This is a genomic window from Sphingomonas sp. IC081, assembly GCF_006874585.1.
GTDB lineage: Bacteria > Pseudomonadota > Alphaproteobacteria > Sphingomonadales > Sphingomonadaceae > Novosphingobium.
In genome coordinates, this window is the sequence record NZ_CP029761.1 from 3,225,038 (window position 1) to 3,245,302 (window position 20,265).

Consider the following 20,265-nt stretch of genomic DNA (forward strand, 5'->3'; position numbering starts at 1 on the left):
AGCGGGGCACGCGATCGTCGGATGCGCGAACCTTCCGCTCAAGCACACCCTTGAGCCTGACTATCGCAGGGTGACGCGGCAAAGTCACATTAAGGAAATTCCATGTTCGCTCCACCCTGCGGCAAGCCGGGGAGGTGCAGGCACGCACCATGAAAAGGGCTGCCTATTCCCCCCGCCTGACTTCCAACCTGGGCCCCTCCAACCTAGGCTGGCGCCAGCACCGCCGCCGGACCCGCTACGCGCTGGTTGCGGCGCTGGTGGCCGTACTCGGCGTGCTCGGCTGGCTGGCCTGGCTCGGCGCCTTCGACGCCAGCCCCTTGCGCGCGCTGGCCCCGCGCGGCGACAGCCGCAAGGACTATGCCGCCGTGCTGATCTCGGGCGACATGGGCCCGCGCGCGGGGATGGGTGCGCCGGTGGCCCAGGGGCTTGCCGACCACGGCGTCGCCGCCGTCTCGATCAATGCGCTGAACTACTTCCGTGTCCGCCGCAGCCCTGCCGAGGTGAGCGCGATCCTGGCGCAGGCAATCCGCCGGGCAATGGCGCTGGGGCACGTCGGCAAGGTGGTGGTGCTGGGCCAGTCGTTCGGCGCCGACATGGTCCATGTCGGCCTCGAGCACCTGCCGGCGGACCTGCGCGCCCATGTCGCCCTGGTGGTGCTGACGGTGCCCACGCGCACCGTGTTCCTGCGCGTCTCGCCGCTCGAATGGCTGGACCGGACTACGCCCGACGCCATGGCCATCACCAGCGCCCGCAAGCTCGACTGGGTGCCGGTGGTCTGCATTCGCGGCCAGCAGGAGACCGACAGCCTCTGCCCGCTGCTGCACCTGCCCCGCCTGACCCAGCTGGCCCTGCCCGGCGACCATTACCTCGAACATGACGCCGACCGGGTGTTCACCACCATCCGCACGGTGATCGCCGCCCATTTCCAGCCCGCGCACCTGACCCGCCTTCCGGAGCCTGCCCGATGATCCGCCGCCTGCTGACGCACAGCCGCGCCCTTACGCTCACCCTCAGCCTCAGCCTGACGCTCGGCGTGCTGGGCGCTCTCGCCTCGGCCTCTCCGGCCGCCGCCGTGCCAGGCGTCGCCGCGCAGCGCCTGCTGAACCCCTATGGCCGCTGGCTCAACCCGGCGGGCGACGTCGAGGTTTCGGTCGCGCCTTGCGGCACGCTGCTGTGCGGCACGGTGACCTGGGTCGGCGGACAGGCGCTGGCCGACGCCGCCGACGCCGGGGTCTCCCACCTCGTCGGCACCCAGCTGCTGCAGGGCTACCGGCGGCAGGACGCGGGCAACTGGCAGGGGCAGGTCTTTGTGCCCGACATGGGCTCGACCTTCTTCTCGCGCATCCACCAGCCGGACGACGGCCACCTCAAGATCAGCGGCTGCATCCTCCACGGCCTGCTGTGCAAGTCGCAGGTCTGGACGCGGCGACCGTGAACCGGCCCGCCCCCCTTTCACAGCTGAAACCGCTGGTCCATCGGCTGGCGGTTCCCGCGCAGCTGGTGCTGGCCGCCCTGATACTGGTGCTGGCGGGCATGAGCCTGCGCCACATGGCGATGCGGCTGGACCTCCACGCGGTGCTGCGCGATGCCCGCGCCCTGCCGGTCTGGCGGCTGGGGGCGGCATTGGCCTTCACCGCCGCAAGCTACCTGCTGCTGACGATCTACGACGTCATGGCCCTGCGCGCGATCAACAGGCCGCTGCCCTGGCGCGCCGCCGCGCTGGCCTCGTTCACCAGCTACACGCTGAGCCACAATCTCGGCTTCGGCATCATCACCGGGGCCGCCGCGCGGCTGCGCGTCTATGGCGCGCGCGGCCTCTCGACCGGAGAGGTCGCGCGGGTCACCGCGATTGCCGGGGTCACGTTCTGGAGCGGCGTGCTCGCCTCCGCCGCGCTGGCGCTGCTGGTCCACCGTCAGCCGCTGGTGGTCCCGGGCCATGTCCTGTCGCTGGCCATGCAGCACGCGGCGGGCGCCGGGTTGCTGGTCCTGCTCGTTCTCGCCGCCCTGCTCGGCAAGCGCTGGCACCTGCCCGGCCCCGGCGGCATGGCGCGCATGACCATGGCGGCGCTGGCGGACATCGCCACCGCCTGCGCCGCACTTTTCGTGCTGCTGCCTCCGGTACTGGCTCAGGGGGCCCCGGCGCTCTACGCCCCGCTGCTGCTCGCCTATGTGCTGGCCATCGTTGTCGCGCTGGTGAGCCACGTGCCCGGCGGCCTCGGCGTGTTCGAGGCCACGATGGTCGCGCTCTGCCCGCAAGTGCCGCCGGGCATGCTGCTTTCCGCGCTACTGGTCTACCGCATCGTCTATTACCTGCTGCCGCTCTGCGCCGCGCTGGTCTTGCTGCTGCACCACGAGCATGCCCGCTGGAAACGCCCGGCGGGCCTTGCCCTCAAAGCCGGCGAGACGATGCTCACCGCGCTGGCCCCGCGCGCGGTCGCGCTGCTGGTGTTCCTGGGCGGCGGCGTGCTGCTGCTTTCCGGCGCGACGCCAGCCCTGCCCGAGCGCATGGCCGCGATCCGGGGCCTCGTGCCGCTGCCGTTTGTCGAGGCCTCGCAGATCGCCGCCAGCCTTGTCGGCACCCTGCTGCTGGTCCTGGCCCCGGCGCTCTACCGCCGCCTCGACGCCGCCTTCCTGCTCACCCGCGCGCTCCTGGTGGCGGGCGCGGCGTTCTCGCTCGCCAAGGGGCTCGACTATGAGGAGGCGATGACCCTGCTGGCGGTCGCGGGGGTGCTGCAACTGGCAAGAGGCGGCTTCTGGCGGCGCACCGCGCTCACCACCGACGTGATGAGCGCCAACTGGATCCTCGCCATGGTGGCGACGATCACGCTGGTCATCGTGATCGGCTATTTCACCCAGACCTTCCCGGCCTATCGCGGCAGCCTCTGGTGGAAGTTCGCCTGGTCGGGCGATGCCTCGCGCTACATGCGGGCGAGCTTTGCCGTCGCCGTGGCGACCGGCGCCTTCGTGGTGCTGGCGCTGCTGCGCCCTTCGCGCCACTGCGGCCTGCCCGACGAAGGCCCGGTGGACGTGGACGAGGCGCTCACCCACGCGGTCCGCTCGGAATCGATGCTGGCGCTGACCGGGGACAAGCTGTTCCTGGCCGGCCCCTGCAACCGCAGCCTGCTGATGTACCAGGTGCGCGGCCATTCCTGGATCGTCATGGGCGATCCGGTGGGCGAGCAGGCGGACTGGCCCGAACTGCTCTGGCGCCTGCGCGAACGGGCCGACGCCAACCAGGGCCGGGTGCTGCTCTATCAGGTCACCCCCGCGGTGCTGCCCATCGCCATCGACATGGGCCTGCAACTGATGAAATACGGCGAGGAAGCCCGCGTCGACCTTGCCCACTTCTCGCTCGACGGCCCCGCCGCCCGCCCGCTGCGCCACGCCGTGCGCCGGGCCGAGCGGGAAGGCGCGGAGTTCTCCATCGTCCCCGCCGCCCGCGTGCCCGCGATCATGGGCGACCTGCGGCTGGTCTCCGACGAATGGCTGCGCGCCAAGGGCCAGCGCGAGAAAGCCTTCAGCGTCGGCCGCTTCGACGAGGCCTATATCGCCCGCTGCGACGTAGCGGTGGTGCGCAAGCAAGGGGCGATCGTCGCCTTCGCCAACCTGTGGAAGACGGCGGGGCGCGAGGAACTCTCGGTAGACCTCATGCGCCACCGCGCCGACGTGCCTTATGGCTGCATGGACTTCCTGTTCACCCGCCTGATGCTCTGGGGCCGGCAGGAGGGTTATGCCTGGTTCAACCTCGGCCTCGCGCCGCTGTCGGGCATCGAGGCCCGCCGCCTCGCCCCGACATGGGCGCGCGCGGCCGGCATGCTGTTCCGCCACGGCGCCGCATTCTACGGCTTCGAGGGCCTGCGCAACTACAAGGAGAAGTTCGCGCCCTTGTGGGAACCCCGCTTCATCGCCTGCCACGGCGGTGTCGCGACCGGCCGCGCGCTGCTCGACCTGCAAGCCCTGATCGGCGACGGGCGGAGTGCGGGGAAATTGCGCGCAGGGCAGCGCAAGACGGCGTCGTAAGCGCGCTTCCCAAATACCCCCGCCCACCCCGCTCATGCTGAGCGTGTCGAGGCATCGAGAGCCACAGCGCCCGGCCTCGGGGCCTTCGACAGGCTCAGGCCGGGCGGGATTGGAATGTCGGAGTTCGGGCGCGGCCCGGACGGCGGCTACCCCTCCCGCCGCTCGAACGAGACCGGCACGGCCAGCCTGAACGGCAGGTCGGGCGAGGCGATCCGCGATTCGGTGCCGTTGTCATGGATCAGCACCGCGCGGCCGACCCCCGGCGTTGCCACCACGGCGACCACGCTATCGACCCATTCGTGCAGCAGTGCCTTGGCACGGGCCAGTTCGGCCTCGGCGCGGGTGGTGGTGCCCGAGGCTTCGAGTTCGGCTTCGAGTTCGACGATCCGCGCGGTCGCCTCGCCGATGCGGTCGGTGTTCTCGCTCATGATCGGGGTTCCTCGGCAAACATCGTTCGCCTAGGTGGCCACCCCTGCCGGATGAGGCAAGGCCCCGGCAATCGCTGGCGCGTTGAGTTTTTGTCGGGTGCGCCATTCGCATCCGCGAATGGCTTGCGGCACCGGCCCTCTCCCCCACCCGACCACCCGACAATAGTACCCTATGGGTGGTCGGGTGGGGGAGTGGGCCGGTGCCGCCAAAATCCGCCTGCGGCGGATTTTCAAACCTTAAAGCGGGTTATCCAGCTTGATGACTTCTTCCTCGCTCGCGCGCTGGGTGGTCTTGAGCTGGCGCGGGGCGGCGAAGCTGTCGAGCACCGGCTTGTCGCGCGCATAGAGGTCGTTGAACGCCTTCAGCTCGCCGTCGATCGCGCGCGCGAAGGTGAAGTAGGTGAGGTAGACCGGGAAGGTCCGCGTCATCGCCACCTTGGTATATTCGCCCGAGCGCGAGATCTCGGCGGCTTCGGCGGCGGTCTTCTGCGCGCCGAGGATCGCCATCGTCATGCCCAGCTCCACTGCGCGTTCGGTGCGGATGCAGCCGTGGCTGAAGGCGCGCACGTCGGCGTTGAAGTACTGCTTGGACGGGGTGTCGTGCAGGTAGATCGCGTGGGGGTTGGGCATGTCGATCTTCATCAGGCCCAGCGAGTTGGTCGGCCCCGGCTGCTGGACAACGGTGATCACGCCGTCCGCGCTCTTGGTCGCCTTGTAGCCGGCCCGCTTGGCCCATGCCGGGTTGCCCAGCACCTTGGCGCCCAGCCCCTCGCCCTTGACGATCGACTGCGGCACCGTCCAGGTCGGGTTGAAGACGACCGCGCTGACCGTCTCGGCCAGCTGCGGCGTCGCGGTGCGGCCGGGCTTGCCGACCACCGTCTTGTAGCTGCGGATGATCCGGTTCTTCACCACGAGGCGCAGCTGGAACTCGGGAATGTTGGTCATCAGGTAGACATCGCCGAGATCGCGGGCGAGCCAGCGCCAGCGGTCCATGTTCGCCTGGATCAGCGCGCGGCGCGCCTTGTCGGCCACCGGAGTCGCATTGTAGGCGGCCTTGAGCGCGGCATAGTCCGGGTTGGTCGGCGCCAGTTCGTCCACCACGCCGGCAACGTCATGGTTCGACAGCGCCTGCGCCATGATCTGCGCGGTGGGCATGACGTCCTGATCGGGATCGACCGCGAACCACTGCACGCGCGCCGTCATCGGCGTGCGGCCATCGCGCAGGTCCTCGATCAGCCAGCCGAACACGCGGCTGGCGAGCTGGTCCAGCTCGTCGCCCTCGCCTTTGGCAATGGCCGCCTTCAGCGCGGCGGGCTGGTAATCGGCCGGGACCAGGCCTTCCTTGCCGATATAGCCGATGGTCTGGAGCAGCACCTTGGCGTCCGCCAGCGACCACGCCATCACCGGCTCGGCCAGCAGCGCGTCGGACTGGCCGGACGCGGGGGCCGCGAGCGGCACGACCGGCACCGCGGCGGTGGCTGCGGAAGACGTCGCCCTGGGCGCCGCCGTCCTGGCAGGCGCCGTCGCCGGCGCGGCGGGCAGGATCGAGGTCGGCGTCGAGAGCGCCTTCGCCTTCTGGCTGCTCTGGCCGGCGGCCGTGTCGGCCTTCTGCGCCGCTACCGGCTGCGCGAGGACGCCCGTCGCCGCGACAACCGCCAGAACGCTGCAACCGAACCGCTTGAAACTCGCCATCTTGTCCTGAACCTGCCTGTCGTGATGAACCCCGGGGGGACGGGGTGGGAAAGCGGCCCGCCAAGACCGCGTCAGAAATATCGCTTTGCCCCCAACTTACCCCATGTTCAAGGATTTCGCCTGACCCTGCGATGAATTGAGCGATGAATGGCGCGCTTCCCGAGAGTCTGTTTGGAAAATGCCCGCAAGGGCATTTTCATTGCGGCACCGGCCCACTTCCGTCCCGAAGAGCACGAAAAGGTCCGGGGGACCTTTTCGCTGAGGGGGCCTACCACCCGCAGGATACTACCAATGGGTGGTAGGGTGGGGGAGTGGGCCGGTGCCGCAAAATCCGCTTTCAGCGGATTTCCAAACAGACTCCGAACTGGATGGGACTTGCGCCCGCCCCAGCATGCGGCGAGAGGCAATGGCGTGATGCACGCGCCCGCCCCTGCCCCCCGCTCCCAGTTGATGCCCGTGCTGGCGGTCGTCGCGGGGATCGCCACGTTCAGCATGATGGACGCCGCCATCAAGGGCGCCTCGCTGGCGGTCGGCGTCTATAGCGCGCTGCTGTTTCGCAATCTTTTCGGCGCCTTGATGACGTTCCCGCTCTGGCTCGCCGCCGGCCGGCCAATGCCCAGCCGCCAGGTCCTCAAGGTCCATGCCCTGCGCGCGGGCATCACTTCGGCGATGGCCGCACTCTTTTTCTATGGCCTTGCACGAATTCCTATGGCCGAGGGAATCGCGCTCTCGTTCGTCTCGCCGATCATCGCCCTCTATTTCGCGGCGCTGCTGCTGGGCGAGACGATCCGCCGCCAGGCCATTGCCGCCTCGCTGCTCGGCGTGGTCGGCGTCGTGGTGATTCTCGGCGGAAAACTGGGCGGCGGCGCCTATTCGGGCGAGGCGCTGACCGGCACTCTGGCCGTGCTGGCCTCCTCGGTCTTCTATGCGGTGAACCTGGTGCTCCAGCGCAAGCAGGCGCTGCTGGCCAGCCCGGTCGAGGTGGCAATGGCGCAGAACCTCATCGTCACGCTGATTTTCCTCGTTTTCTCGCCGTGGTTCGCAGTCCTGCCCGAGGTCCGCAGTCTTGGCCTGATCGCCGCCGGCGCCGCCCTTGCCACCGCCGCCCTGCTGTTCCTCGCCTGGGGCTATGCCCGCGCCGAAACGCAAGTGCTGCTGCCGATCGAGTACACCGGTTTCCTCTGGGCCGCGCTGCTCGGCTGGCTGATGTTCGACGAGGCGCTGGGTTTCGCCACGGTTGCGGGCACATTGCTGATCGTTGTCGGCTGCTGGATTGGTGCAAGAAACGCAACGACCTCGACGTAGGTCTGCACCCAGCCCCCCTTGACCTCCGGCCCCGGAACGCGCATCGGCGGGGCCGCAGACTCCGCTTTGTCGCGATGCAGCACGGCACTCCTTTTCGGGACCTGGCCAGTTCGGTTCCGTCGAGGGGCCGCGCTATTGGCGACAGGCTCCATACAGAAGGGGATAAGACCCAAAATGACCCAGGTCGGACAGGATACGCTCGGTACCCGCAGCACCATGACGGTCGGCGACAAGCAAGTTGCCTACTACTCTCTCAAGAAGGCTTCCGAGAAGCTGGGCGACATCAGCCGCCTGCCGTTCTCGATGAAGGTGCTGCTGGAAAACCTGCTGCGCTTCGAAGACGGCGGCTTCACCGTCTCGACCGACCACGTCCAGGCGGTGGTCGACTGGCAGAAGAACCCCGTCACCGGTGAGGAAATCCAGTACCGCCCGGCGCGCGTCCTGCTTCAGGACTTCACCGGCGTGCCTTGCGTGGTCGACCTTGCCGCGATGCGCGACGCGATCGCCAAGCTCGGCGGCGACACCAGCAAGATCAACCCGCTGGTCCCCGTGAACCTCGTGATCGACCACTCGGTCATGGTCGACGAATTCGGTCACCCCAAGGCGTTCGAAGAGAACGTGGAGATCGAATACCAGCGCAACATGGAGCGTTACGACTTCCTCAAGTGGGGCTCCAAGTCGCTCGCCAACTTCTACGCGGTTCCCCCGGGCACCGGCATCTGCCACCAGGTGAACCTGGAAAACATCGCCAAGTCGGTGTGGACCAGCGAAGACCAGAACGGTGAAACCGTTGCCTATCCCGACACCTGCGTCGGCACCGACAGCCACACCACCATGGTCAACGGCCTGGGCGTGCTGGGCTGGGGCGTCGGCGGCATCGAGGCGGAAGCCGCGATGCTCGGCCAGCCGGTCTCGATGCTGATCCCCGAAGTCGTCGGCTTCAAGTTCACCGGCGAGCTGAAGGAAGGCGTCACCGCCACCGACCTCGTGCTGACCTGCACCGCAATGCTGCGCAAGCACGGCGTGGTCGGCCGCTTCGTCGAATACTTCGGCCCCGGCCTGGCCTCGCTGTCGCTGGCCGACCGTGCGACGCTCGCCAACATGGCCCCGGAATATGGCGCCACCTGCGGCTTCTTCGGCATCGACGACAAGACCCTCGACTACCTGCGCCTCACCGGCCGCGAGGAAGAGCAGATCGCCCTCGTCGAAGCCTATGCCAAGGAACAGGGCTTCTGGATGGAAGCCGGCGCTGCCGACCCGATCTTCTCCTCGACCCTCGAACTCGACATCTCGACCGTCGTGCCCTCGCTCGCCGGTCCGAAGCGTCCGCAGGACTGGGTTGCCCTTCCCGACGTCGACGACGTGTTCAACAAGGACATGGCCGAGACCTACAAGAAGTCGGCCACCCGCGTCCCCGTCGAAGGCAAGGACTTCGACATCGGTGACGGCGACGTCATGATCGCCGCCATCACCAGCTGCACCAACACCTCGAACCCGAGCGTGCTGGTCGCCGCCGGTCTCGTCGCCAAGAAGGCCGACGAGCTGGGCCTGAAGCCCAAGCCCTGGGTCAAGACCTCGCTCGCCCCCGGTTCGCAGGTCGTCACCGACTACCTCAACAAGGCCGGCCTGCAGTCGCACCTCGACAACATCGGCTTCAACCTCGTCGGTTACGGCTGCACCACCTGCATCGGCAACTCGGGCCCGCTCGCCGAACCGATCTCGAAGGCGATCAACGAGAACGGCCTGGTCGCCAGCGCCGTCATCTCGGGCAACCGCAACTTCGAAGGCCGCGTCTCGCCCGACGTGCGCGCCAACTTCCTGGCCTCGCCGCCGCTGGTCGTTGCCTACGCCCTGAAGGGCACCGTGGTGGAAGACTTCACCACCACCCCGATCGGCGTCAGCAAGGACGGCACCGACGTGTTCCTCAAGGACATCTGGCCGACCAACAACGAAGTGGCCGAGACCATGGCCACCTGCATGGACCGCCCGATGTTCCAGGCCCGCTATGCCGACGTCTACAAGGGCGACAAGCACTGGCAGGCGATCAACGTCACCGGTTCGGAAACCTACTCGTGGCGCGCCGGTTCGACCTACGTCGCCAACCCGCCGTACTTCGAAGGCCTGGAAATGACCCCGGCGCCGGTGAACGACATCATCGAGGCGAAGCCCCTGCTGATCCTCGGCGATTCGATCACCACCGACCACATCTCGCCGGCCGGCTCGATCAAGGCCGACAGCCCGGCAGGCCAGTGGCTGATGGAGCACCAGGTCGCCAAGGCGGACTTCAACTCCTACGGTTCGCGCCGTGGCCACCACGAAGTCATGATGCGCGGCACTTTCGCCAACATCCGCATCCGCAACGAAATGGTCCCCGGCATCGAAGGCGGCATGAGCCGCTTCGGTGAAGAGGTTCTGCCGGTCTACGACGTCGCGCAGAAGTACAAGGAGCAGGGCACGCCGATGGTGGTCGTGGCCGGCAAGGAGTACGGCACCGGTTCGTCGCGCGACTGGGCGGCCAAGGGCACCAACCTGCTCGGCGTACGCGCCGTGATCGTCGAGAGCTTCGAGCGTATCCACCGTTCGAACCTGGTCGGCATGGGCGTGCTGCCGCTGCAGTTCAAGGATGGCGACACCCGCCAGACCCTGGGCCTGACCGGCGACGACGCCTTCACGATCCTGGGCGTTGCCAGCCTCAAGCCGCGCCAGGACGTGGAAGTCCAGGTGACCCGTCCGGACGGCTCGACCTTCACCTTCACCGCGCTGTGCCGCATCGATACCGCCAACGAAGTGGAATACTTCAACAACGGCGGCATCCTGCAGTACGTGCTGCGCAAGCTGGCCGCCTGACCGGCCAGCCGCCTTACCGGCTCAAGAAGGAAGCCCCGTCCCGCGTTCGCGCGGGGCGGGGTTTTTTCTGGGCCTGGCGGGGCCTGACGCGGCCTGGCACGCTGCCGCCGGAACGAAAAAAAGGGGGAAGCGCCCCCCGACGCTTCCCCCTTCTTGCGAACCGCTCGCCCGGCCCTTCGGGCGGCGGCCCAGGCCGCCCTGACGCTCCCTCCGCCGATCTGGCGATCCGTCAGGCGGCCAGACGATCCGTCAGACGCGCTTGCGTCCCGCCAGCCGCTGGCGCGCCACCAGCGCGGCGGCGGCGGCGCCGAACAGCACCAGCATCGGCGGCGCCGGCACGTCGGTCGGCGGCGGCGTCTCGCCGCCCGGCGGCGGACCGCCGCTGGTCGTCGTGGTCGTGCCGCTGCTGCCCGACGAGGAGCCCGAGCTCGAACTGGAACCCGACGTCGATGACGAGGTGGAACCCGAACTTGAACTGGTGGAAGAACCGGAGGACGAACCCGACGAGGAGCCCGAGCTGGAACCGGTCGAAGAACCGGAAGACGAGCCCGAGGACGAACCGGACGAAGAGCTCGAACTCGACGAGGAACTCGACGACGAGCTCGAGGAGGAACTCGACGACGAACTGGTCGTCGAAGTCACGTTGCCCGAGGTTGTCGTGGTGGTCGAGGTGACGTTGCCCGAAGTCGAACTGGTCGACGTGACATTGCCAGAGGTCGACGTGGTGGTGCTGACGCCCCCGGTCGTGGTGGTGGTCGTGGTTGTCGTCGAGCCGCTCGACGTCTGCCCGTTCTGGGTATCGGTGGGCACGCCCGAGGTGGTGCCGGAGGTCGTGCCCGACGTGGTGCCCGAGGAACTCGACGTCGAAGTCGAACCCGAGGAGGTCGAGGTGGACGTCGAACCGGTGGTGGTCGAACTGATCACGACATTGCCGCCGCTCGATCTGCTGCCGCCAAAGAAGCCGCCGAAGAAACCGCCACCGAAACCGCCGCCGCTCGAACCGCCGCCGACCACCACCGGGGTGCCGGAGCAGCAGCCCGAAACCGGCGGGGCGACGGGCGGAACATATGTCGGCAGCGGGGCCATTTCGTAACGGGGGATCTCGCGCCGCGCGGTCAGCACCGGCTCCGGCGCCGGGCGCGGGATCACGCGCCGGGCGCGCCGGGGAATCGTGCGCTTGGCCGGCCGGGCGACTTTCGCCTGCTTGAGCTTGTGGTATTCGACGCCGCTCGCCTGCGTCTCGGCGACGTGGACAGCCCCGCCGCCGATGATCGCGCAGCCCGCCGCACAGGCAGACAGCTTCGCCAAGGCCATTCGAACCGACATAGCTTTCTCTCTTCGCTCCCTCCGGGCCGGCCGACCGCGACCATAAGTCGTGAAGGCCCGTTAGCGCTTACCAAGCGCAGATAGAAGTTAAGGGAACAATGGCATTCTCGCGAAAACGTGTCCCGGCCGGCGATAAACCGGGTTAGTTTTTGCGGTTGACAGCAATAGTGTGCCGATGCGGGACTGTTGCCGGCGGCTTCCGTAAGTTCTGCCGAAGCTTTTCACGGATCTGCAAAATCGCCGGACGCCGGCTCAGTCCCCCGGCGAATCGAACAGGCCGCCCTGCGGACCGCCTCCGCCCTGCTGCGGCGGGGCCATCCCGAGGTGCTGCCAGCCGCCGTCGTTGAGGCAGCGGCCGCGCGCGGTGCGGGCGATCAGGCCGAGCTGGATGAGGTAGGGCTCGATCACTTCCTCGATCGTGTCGCGCGGCTCGGAGAGGCCCGCCGCCAGCGTCTCGACGCCGACCGGGCCGCCCTTGTAGATGTCCGCGATCATCCGCAGGTACCGCCGGTCCTGCGCGTCGAGGCCGATCGAATCGACTTCCAGCCGGGTCAGCGCATCGTCGGCAATGGCGCGGGTGATGACGTCGGAGCCCGCGACATGGGCAAAGTCGCGCACGCGGCGCATCAGCCGCCCGGCCACGCGCGGGGTGCCGCGCGCGCGGCGGGCGATCTCGGTCGCCCCGCCCTTGTCCATGCCGATGCCGAGCAGGCCGGCGCCGCGGGTGACGACCTTTTCCAGTTCCTCCACAGTGTAGAACTGCAGCCTTACGGGAATACCGAAACGGTCGCGCAGCGGGGTCTGCAGCAGGCCCTGCCGGGTCGTCGCGCCGACCAGCGTGAAGGGCGGCAGGTCGATCCGCACCGAACGCGCCGAGGGCCCCTCGCCGATGATGAGGTCGAGCGCGCGGTCCTCCATCGCCGGATAGAGCACTTCCTCGACCACCGGATTGAGGCGGTGGATCTCGTCGATGAACAGCACGTCGCCATGCTCGAGATTGGTCAGCAGCGCGGCAAGGTCGCCCGCCTTGGCGATCACCGGCCCGCTGGTGGCGCGGAAACCCACGCCGAGTTCGCGCGCGACGATCTGCGCGAGCGTCGTCTTGCCGAGGCCGGGAGGGCCGAAGAACAGCGTATGATCCATCGCCTCGCGCCGCGACTTGGCGCTTTCGATGAAGACGCGAAGATTGTCCTTGGCCGCCGCCTGCCCGACAAATTCGGCCAGCGTCTTCGGGCGAAGCGCCGCATCGGCGTCCTCCGGCTGGCGGGACGAGGTGAGGATGGGATTATCGGTCACTTCAGGGACAAGGCTTTCACGTGGTTATGCAGTAATGACTGTACCGAGGCGCGCAACGTCATGTCCGGCCTCGTTTCAACCGGATTGCGATGCGAGGCCAAGTCAGAAGCGCAAAAAGAACAGCAAACGCGAACACTTCGCTAGTGCCTACATGCGCGCCCCACAACGGCGTACCACGGAAAAAATCGGGACCACCGATCTCACCTGCAACCGAGATGAGCAAGTGGGGCCCGACTACGAGCAGCCCAACGATTTCCAACACGCGCGGCGTGCGAGACAAGTCTCGCGGCACCGGAGTTGCGGCGGGATAGCGTCGCAAACGATCTTCAATATCGGCTGCGATACGCTGCACCTGTCGTGCATTCCAGAAATAGAGTGCCAATGGCCCACCGAACAGCATCAGCAAGATTATCAAACCTGAACCCGGAACGACCCTCGCAAACAACAACCCGAAGGCCAGAATGGACACCGGCAGGCCCCACGTGATGCGCCGCACCACGCGGCGCACGGGGATCATCCGATCCTCGAACTCATTCGCCAGCCGCAGCCAATCCAGACGCGGAACCATCACGCTGCCGGACTTGTCCGCCAAGGCATAGACAACCGTCTGTTTATCGATCCAGGTAGCCCGGTGGCGAAATCCCGTCCGTGCCAAACCGCTAGAAAATTCCGGCCCCATCGTCGCCTCCCGACTCACATGAAGAGAAAGGCTATCCGCGAGCGCTTAAGCTTTTGCCCATCAGCCCGCCGCCCTCTTCAGCGCCACGCGGACAAGATCGTTCAGGCCCGCCTCCTCGCCCAGTTCCTCCACCGCCTTGCCGACCGCCATTGCGGCGACCGCCGGCTTGAAGCCGAGGTTCTGCAACGCCGAGACGGCATCCGCGCTGGCATCGCCCGCAGGCGCAGCCACTGCCGCAAGACCGGGCGCGCCGGGCACGGAGGGCATGCCGCCCGCCTTGTCCTTGAGTTCGTTGACGATGCGGCTGGCCAGTTTCGGCCCGACACCGTTGGCGCGCGCGACCATGGCGCTGTCGCCCCCGGCACAGGCGCGCTGCAGTTCCTCGGTGGTCAATGCAGAAAGGATGGCGAGCGCGACCTTGGAGCCTACCCCCTGCACCGCCGTCAGCAGGCGGAACCAGTTGCGCTCCGCCCCGCTGGTGAAACCGATCAGGCGCTGGTCGGTCTCGGAAACCTGCATCTCGGTATGGACGACGACCTTGTCGCCCCGGATGCCGAGATGGTCGAGCGTACGCGCCGAACAATGGACAAGATAACCCACGCCATTGACGTCGATGATCGCCCAGTCGGGGCCGGTATCGTCGAGCAGGCCAGTCAGCTTTGCGATCATGGTTTGTTCCCCATGAGGCTCCTATGGCCGATGCCCGCCCGCGCGGCAAGCACGATCAGCAGCGCAATCGCGGCCCGCCCCATGACAGCGCGAATCGCCCATGCTAACGCGCAGCCATGGGGAAAGACGCCGGGGCCGCGCGGGCGGGCAATCGTTGGTCGTGGCCGGTTCTGGCGGCCTTGCCGGTCGCCATCGCCGCGGTGTGGCTGCGGATCGCGCATTTCTCACCGTTCGAGATCATGCACGCCGATGAGCTGATGCAATATCTCGAACAGGGCAATCGCCTTGCCACCGGGCGGGGCCTGGTTCCCTGGGAAGCGCATTACGGCTTGCGCGGCGCATTGATCGAACAATTCGTCGCCCTGTTCCTGTGGATGGGCCACCTGCTGTCCGACGAGCAGCTCTTTGCCGTCCGCCTTGCCCGGGCCGCCTTCGGCGCACTGACCTTGCTGACCCTTCCCGCCGCATGGCGGCTGGGCGCGCTTTCCTCGCGCCGACATGCGCTGGTCGCGCTGTTTGTCGCCTCGGTGTGGTGGGAAGCGGTGCTGTTCAGCGACCTGCTGCTTTCGGAAAGCCTGGCCAGCGCCCTGATCCTGCTCGCCGCCGCGCCGCTGCTGACCGATGACGACAGCTCCCGACACCGCCGGGCGAGCGACCTGTCCCTGCTGACAAGCGGCTTCCTGCTCGGCCTTGGCGTGCTGGCAAGACTGCAATATGCGCCCTTTGTCGCGGTGTTGGCCATCGCCGCGCTGCGGCTCGACTGGCGGCGCTGGCGGCCCGTGGTGCTGGGCGGGCTGGCCGCCGCTCTGCTGGGCGCAGCCAGCGATCTGGCCATGGGCCGCGTTCCGTTCGCGTGGATCATGGTCAACGTGGCGATGAACATCGGCCATGGGATCGCCTCCCGCTTCGGCGTTTCGGGGCCTTTCGCCTACCTGATCGGGCTCTACACACATCTGGCGCCGATCATGGTGCCGCTCCTGGTCGCCGCGCTGCTGGCCGGGCGGCGCTACTGGCCGCTGATGGCCGCCGCGACGGTCAACGTGCTGATCCACAGCATGATCGCCCACAAGGAATACCGGTTCATCTGGCTGTCCACGCTGACCGTCCTGATCCTGGCGGCGATTGCCACGGTGCGGCTCGCGGACCGCCTGGCAGAGCGCCGGGGCGGCATTGCCGGCCCTGCGGGAATTGCGATCGTCTGCCTTGCCTGGCTGGGCGCGTCGTTCGCCTCCGAATACAAGAGCGGGGGCTATCCGGCCTTTCGCGGCGGCGGCGCGGTTCCGCGGCTGGCGCTGCGGGCGCTGGACGATCCAGGCACCTGCGCCATCGCGCTGGACTTCGAAATCAAGGCGCATCTGGTGCCGGCGCTGCTGCCCCGGCCGGTGCCGATCCTGCTCGTCCCCACCGGCGGCAGGCCGCTGTCCGGCACGCGGGCTCCGGGATTGGCGCCGGAACTGGCACCAGGTCTGGCGCGGGGCGCCAATGCGCTGATCCTGGCCACGCCGGATACCGCCTTGCCCGGATGGCACCGCGAGGCGTGCGAGGCCATGGGCGACCAGCAGGCCTGCCTGTTCCGCCGCGAAGGAACCTGCGCCCCGGCGCCGCAATGGTCCTATCAGAAGATGATCGACATCGACGCGGGGCTGGACGCGGGGCTGGCGGGGCGGCCCTGACGCCTCTCCGGCCGTCCCCCTGCGCCATCGCTCCAAGCCGCCTAGCGGTGGCTTCCCAGCATGTTGGCGTGGGTGATGGCGACGGCAAGCGCGTCCGACGCGTCCTCGCCCGCCAGCTTCACGCCGGGCAGCAGCACTTTCAACATGTGCTGGATCTGTTTCTTGTCGGCGCCGCCGGTGCCGACCAGCGCCTTCTTGATGACCTTGGTGGAATACTCCGCCACCGGCAGACCCGCGCGCGCGATCGACAGCATGGCGACGCCGCGCGCCTGCCCCAGCTTCAGCGTCGACTGCGGGTTCACGTTGACGAAGACTTCCTCCACCGCGCCGGCATCGGGCCGGTGATGGAGGATCACGTCGGTCAGCGCCGCGTCGAGCTCGACCAGGCGCTCGGCCATGCCGGCCTTGGCATCGGTGCGGATCTGCCCGTTGGCGACATGGCTGAGACGGCTGCCGCTCTTGGCGACGATGCCCCAGCCGGTGCAGGTGAGCCCCGGATCGAGGCCGATGATGATCATGGGATCAGACCTTGAGGCCGAAGCGCGGGCCGAGATGCACCATCAGCAGGTAGAGCAGGACCGTCAGCACGCAGCCCGCCAGCAGCGAGAGCCAGAAGCCGATCCCGTGGCGCAGCAGCACCGGGATCAGCAGGAACATCGGCAGCGAGGGCAGCACGTACCAGAAGGTCGCCTGTGCATGCACGGCCATGTTCTCGGCATCGGGCCGGGCATGCCACAGGAGCATCATGCCCAGCACCGAGACCAGGGGAAGCGAGGCGACAAGCGCGCCCATCGCGGGCAGGCGCTTGCCGATCTCGGCGATCGCCACGATCATCGCGCCGGAGATCAGCGCACGGGCGATCAGGGCCAGCATGTCAGGCGAGTTTCGCCATGACCTCGTCGGAGATCTCGTAGTTGCCCCAGACGGTCTGGACGTCGTCGTCGTCTTCCAGCGTGTCGACCAGCTTCATCAGCGTGCCGGCGGTGTCGGCATCGACGTCGACCGAGAGGTTGGGCTTCCACGCGAGCTTCACGCCCTCGGCCTCGCCCAGCACCTTTTCCAGTTCGCGGGCGACTTCGTGCAGCGAATCGACCGAGACCCAGATCGAGTGGCTGCCCGGGTTCTCGTCGCCGTCGCCCATGTCGCTCTGGACGTCCTCGGCGCCGGCTTCGATGGCGGCCTCGAGGACCTTCTCCTCGTCACCCACCGAGGCGGGGTACTCGATCAGGCCGAGACGTTCGAAACCGTGCGAAACCGCGCCCGAGGCACCGAGGTTGCCGCCGTTCTTGGAGAACGCCGTGCGCACGTTGGTGGCGGTACGGTTGCGGTTGTCGGTCAGCGCCTCGACGATGAGGGCGACGCCGCCGGGGCCGTAACCCTCGTAGCGCACTTCCTCGTAGTTCTCGGCATCGCCCTTGCTGGCCTTGTCGATCGCGCGCTGGATGTTGTCCTTGGGCATCGACTGCGCCTTGGCGGCGTTGACCGCGGCGCGCAGACGCGGGTTCATGTCCGGGTCGGGCATGCCCATCTTGGCGGCCACGGTGATTTCGCGGCTGAGCTTGCTGAACTGCGCCGAGCGCTTCTTGTCCTGCGCACCCTTGCGATGCATGATGTTCTTGAATTTGGAATGGCCTGCCATGGGGTCCGCTCTTGCTTCGCTCGCCTGCCTGCCTGCTTGCGGCGATAACCGCGAGGGCCGGGCAGCGAGGTCCGTTGAATGATGTGTGCCAGATGACGCAGGGCGCGCCTTACAACAGGGCGGCACCCAAGGGCAACCGCCCGTTCCGCTTGCCTGCCCGAAGACGGATGGGCCAAAGGATTTGGCAAGAAAACTCCGCTAGCACACCGCCATGGCCACCCGGACCGACCCTGCCGCCGCTTCCCGTGCATCGACCCGTGCGCTTGCGCTCCTGCGAGAGCTGCCGGGATTCCTGAAAAGACCCGCGATCCTGACGCCGGTCGGCCTGCGTTCGCGCGAGGGGTGGGCCGCGCTGGGCGTGATGGCGCTGCTGCATGTCGCGGTGCTGCTGCTGGTGGTGCTGCCGCTGATCGGCCTGTGGCAGCAGGCCATGCACCTGCCGATGCCCGATGCCTTCGACAAGCTGCCCGCCGGCTGGCTGCTGCCGATCACGGTGCTGGTCGCGCCGATCGCGGAAGAAACGCTGTTCCGGGGCTGGCAGACGGGCCGTCCCCGCGCCTTGTGGCTGCTGCTCTGCGCGGTGCTGTTCGCGGGTCTGGCAGTCTATGCCAAGGCGCTGGCGCCGATGGTGCTGCTTGGGATGCTGGTGCTGCTGACCGGCGCGGCGCTTGGCGGCTGGATCGTGCTGCGCAAGCGTAGCGAACCGGCGGCGCTCTACCGCGCGGCCTATCCTGTGATTTTCTGGATCGCCGCGCTGGTCTTCGCCGGGGTTCACCTGATGAACTATCCGGCGGTGTCGGTGCCCATGCTGCCGATGGTGCTGCCGCAGCTCTGGGCGGCGCTGATGCTGGGCTTCACCCGCCAGCGCATCGGCCTGCCCGCCGCCATGCTCCAGCACATGGGCGCCAATGCGGCGACCATGGTGCTGGTGCATCTGGGAGGGTAAAATCCGGCCTCATACAGAGCGCCGGTACCGCTTCCCGGGCCGAAGCCCGGGCAACATCAATCGATGCCGAGCGCGGTCTTGTAGGTGTCGAGCAGCATGTCCATTTCGCGGCGGTCGTCCGGCTTCATCTTACGGATGCGGACGATCTGGCGCATGATCTTGACGTCGTAGCCGACCGCCTTGGCCTCGTTGTAGACGTCGCGGATATCGTCGCCGATGCCCTTCTTTTCTTCTTCGAGGCGCTCGACGCGCTCGATCAGCAGGCGCAGGCGATCGTCGGTGGTTTCGGCCATGGGGTTCGTGCTCCGGAACTAGGATGAATCGATTTGGCGGCGCTGATAGCGGCTGCGCGGGATTCGGGCAAAGCGCGGGCCTGTGGAAATCGCGCAAAGACTCCGGCGACGGGACAAGGCCCGCCGCCGGCAGGACCCGTCACGCCAGCCGGAACTCGCCCGCCTGGGCGCTGAGGCGCGAGATCTCGCTGTCGAGATTGAGCGCCGCGGCCGAAGTCTGCTCCACCATCGAGGCATTGTACTGCGTCGTGCGTTCCATCTCGCCGATCGCGGTGGTCACCTGGGTGATGGCGGCGGACTGCTCGCGGTTGTCGGTGGTCATGCGCTCCAGCAGCCGGTGGACCTTGCCCACCCCGTCGACAATCTCGACCAGCGCCGAATCGACCGAATTGACCGCCTCGACCGCACTGGCGACTTCCGACTGGGTGACGCCAAGCTGCTCGCGGGCATTGCGCGCCTCTTCCTCGGCCCGCATGGCAAGCGCCGAGACCAGATCGGCGACAACCGCGAACCCGCGCCCGGCCTCGCCCGCGCGGCCGGCCTCGACCGCCGCGTTCATCGCCAGCACCCGGGTCTGGAAGGCGATCTTGTCGACCCCCTCGATCACCGTGTCGATGCCCTTGGCGCAGCCCGAGACGCGGCCCATCGTCTCCACCGTCTCACCGGCAACCGCGCGGCCCTTGCCGACCAGCGCGATCACCCCGTCGGCACTCTCCAGCGTCTGCCCGGCGGCGACGGCGGTGCTCCTGAGGCGATCCTCCATCGAGACGATCGCAGCCGAGGTCTGCTGGAGGCTGGCGGCATTCGCCTCGGTACGGCGCGCGAGGTCGTCGGAGGCCTGGGAGATCTCGCTCGAGCCGGTGCGGATCGCCTGCGCGCGCACCTGCACCGCGCCGACAAGGTCGCGCAGCCGCCCGATCGCCTCGTTGAAATGGCTCTTGAGCTGGCTGAACTCGCCGGTGAATTCGGCGGTCACCTGGGCGGTGAGATCGCCGCGTGCCAGCTTTTCGAGCTGGGCGGTGAACTGTTCGACCATCGCGGCCTGATCGCGCGCGGTGATCCGCTGCTGGCGCGCGGTCTCGCGGAAGGTGAACATCGCCTGGGTCATGCGGCCCACGCAGTCGCGGTAATCGGTATAGTCCACCGGGCTGTCGAGGTCGCCCGCGGCCAGCCCCTCCATGCGCACCACGGTGGAGACATAAGGCACGCAGATGCCCTCGCGGCAGGCCATGCCGAAGAGCCAGGCGCCCAGCGTCAGCGCCAGCCCTGCGGGCAGGCCTATCACCAGCGGCAGCAGCGCCGCGCAGAGCACCGCCACCAGCATCGCGGCAGCCATGACCGTGAATGCGAACCAGGTTTTCTGCCGGATAGGGGCATGTTTGACGAACCAGTCGACCATCGGACGTTTCTCGCTTCAGGGGGATAGCTAGAAGTATGCCTAACTCGAATTAT

18 protein-coding genes are annotated in these 20,265 nt (G+C 67.8%); 8 read left to right on the plus strand and 10 right to left on the minus strand.

Annotated elements, in window-relative coordinates; translation table 11 throughout:
- Positions 1–149 precede the first annotated feature (149 nt).
- The 3 genes from DM450_RS15180 to mprF are packed head-to-tail and all read left to right on the plus strand — an operon-like array spanning position 150 to position 4,020.
- On the plus strand, positions 150–968 hold the full coding sequence (locus DM450_RS15180) for an AcvB/VirJ family lysyl-phosphatidylglycerol hydrolase (protein WP_142636139.1): 819 nt from the start codon (positions 150–152) through the stop codon (positions 966–968).
- Positions 965–1,435 (plus strand): DUF2147 domain-containing protein, encoded by a 471-nt coding sequence (locus tag DM450_RS15185; protein ID WP_142636141.1) that lies wholly within the window; start codon positions 965–967, stop codon positions 1,433–1,435. The genes DM450_RS15180 and DM450_RS15185 overlap by 4 nt, the downstream gene beginning before the upstream one ends.
- Complete coding sequence (gene mprF / locus DM450_RS15190; RefSeq protein ID WP_260609906.1) at positions 1,432–4,020, plus strand: bifunctional lysylphosphatidylglycerol flippase/synthetase MprF; 2,589 nt, start codon at positions 1,432–1,434, stop codon at positions 4,018–4,020. The genes DM450_RS15185 and mprF overlap by 4 nt, the downstream gene beginning before the upstream one ends.
- A gap of 146 nt (positions 4,021–4,166) precedes the next feature.
- Here mprF and DM450_RS15195 read toward each other — a convergent pair whose 3' ends face one another.
- On the minus strand, positions 4,167–4,448 hold the full coding sequence (locus tag DM450_RS15195; RefSeq protein WP_142636143.1) for a hypothetical protein: 282 nt from the start codon (positions 4,446–4,448) through the stop codon (positions 4,167–4,169).
- Between the two features lie 237 nt (positions 4,449–4,685).
- Entirely contained in the window at positions 4,686–6,140 is a 1,455-nt protein-coding gene (locus tag DM450_RS15200) for a L,D-transpeptidase family protein (protein WP_142636145.1), read from the minus strand.
- Positions 6,141–6,554: 414 nt separating this feature from the next.
- On the opposite strand from DM450_RS15200, the gene DM450_RS15205 reads away from it, so the two are divergent.
- From DM450_RS15205 to DM450_RS25880, 3 genes are all read left to right on the plus strand, one after another.
- The gene (locus tag DM450_RS15205) at positions 6,555–7,445 is read left to right on the plus strand and encodes a DMT family transporter (protein ID WP_142636147.1); all 891 of its coding nucleotides are present in this window, start codon (positions 6,555–6,557) and stop codon (positions 7,443–7,445) included.
- 174 nt (positions 7,446–7,619) lie between these two features.
- Entirely contained in the window at positions 7,620–10,292 is a 2,673-nt protein-coding gene (acnA, locus tag DM450_RS15210; protein WP_142636149.1) for an aconitate hydratase AcnA, read from the plus strand.
- Positions 10,293–10,551: 259 nt separating this feature from the next.
- Positions 10,552–11,385 (plus strand): hypothetical protein, encoded by an 834-nt coding sequence (locus DM450_RS25880; protein ID WP_185928627.1) that lies wholly within the window; start codon positions 10,552–10,554, stop codon positions 11,383–11,385.
- A gap of 485 nt (positions 11,386–11,870) precedes the next feature.
- Here DM450_RS25880 and ruvB read toward each other — a convergent pair whose 3' ends face one another.
- Genes ruvB through ruvA form a run of 3 tightly spaced genes read right to left on the minus strand, consistent with a single transcriptional unit; the run spans position 11,871 to position 14,262 of the window.
- A complete protein-coding gene (ruvB, locus tag DM450_RS15220; RefSeq protein ID WP_142636153.1) occupies positions 11,871–12,914 on the minus strand; it encodes a Holliday junction branch migration DNA helicase RuvB in 1,044 nt (347 codons plus the stop codon).
- A 58-nt stretch (positions 12,915–12,972) separates the two neighbouring features.
- A complete protein-coding gene (locus tag DM450_RS15225) occupies positions 12,973–13,593 on the minus strand; it encodes a hypothetical protein (protein WP_142636155.1) in 621 nt (206 codons plus the stop codon).
- Between the two features lie 60 nt (positions 13,594–13,653).
- Entirely contained in the window at positions 13,654–14,262 is a 609-nt protein-coding gene (ruvA, locus tag DM450_RS15230) for a Holliday junction branch migration protein RuvA (protein ID WP_142636157.1), read from the minus strand.
- A 116-nt stretch (positions 14,263–14,378) separates the two neighbouring features.
- On the opposite strand from ruvA, the gene DM450_RS15235 reads away from it, so the two are divergent.
- The gene (locus DM450_RS15235; protein WP_142636159.1) at positions 14,379–15,935 is read left to right on the plus strand and encodes a hypothetical protein; all 1,557 of its coding nucleotides are present in this window, start codon (positions 14,379–14,381) and stop codon (positions 15,933–15,935) included.
- Between the two features lie 41 nt (positions 15,936–15,976).
- On the opposite strand, the gene ruvC is transcribed toward DM450_RS15235, so the two are convergent.
- The 3 genes from ruvC to DM450_RS15250 are packed head-to-tail and all read right to left on the minus strand — an operon-like array spanning position 15,977 to position 17,574.
- Positions 15,977–16,453 (minus strand): crossover junction endodeoxyribonuclease RuvC, encoded by a 477-nt coding sequence (gene ruvC / locus DM450_RS15240; protein WP_086492366.1) that lies wholly within the window; start codon positions 16,451–16,453, stop codon positions 15,977–15,979.
- Positions 16,454–16,457: 4 nt separating this feature from the next.
- On the minus strand, positions 16,458–16,808 hold the full coding sequence (locus DM450_RS15245) for a DUF3147 family protein (RefSeq protein WP_142636161.1): 351 nt from the start codon (positions 16,806–16,808) through the stop codon (positions 16,458–16,460).
- A gap of 1 nt (position 16,809) precedes the next feature.
- Positions 16,810–17,574, minus strand: coding sequence for a YebC/PmpR family DNA-binding transcriptional regulator (locus DM450_RS15250; protein ID WP_142636163.1), 765 nt, complete (start codon positions 17,572–17,574; stop codon positions 16,810–16,812).
- 211 nt (positions 17,575–17,785) lie between these two features.
- Between DM450_RS15250 and DM450_RS15255 the strand changes: the two genes are divergently transcribed.
- Complete coding sequence (locus DM450_RS15255) at positions 17,786–18,520, plus strand: type II CAAX prenyl endopeptidase Rce1 family protein (protein WP_142636165.1); 735 nt, start codon at positions 17,786–17,788, stop codon at positions 18,518–18,520.
- 56 nt (positions 18,521–18,576) lie between these two features.
- Here DM450_RS15255 and DM450_RS15260 read toward each other — a convergent pair whose 3' ends face one another.
- Both DM450_RS15260 and DM450_RS15265 read right to left on the minus strand, forming a co-directional pair.
- Complete coding sequence (locus DM450_RS15260; protein WP_142636167.1) at positions 18,577–18,813, minus strand: DUF2312 domain-containing protein; 237 nt, start codon at positions 18,811–18,813, stop codon at positions 18,577–18,579.
- A 139-nt stretch (positions 18,814–18,952) separates the two neighbouring features.
- Positions 18,953–20,212, minus strand: a complete 1,260-nt coding sequence (locus tag DM450_RS15265) for a methyl-accepting chemotaxis protein (protein ID WP_260609909.1) — start codon at positions 20,210–20,212, stop codon at positions 18,953–18,955.
- Positions 20,213–20,265: the final 53 nt, after the last annotated feature.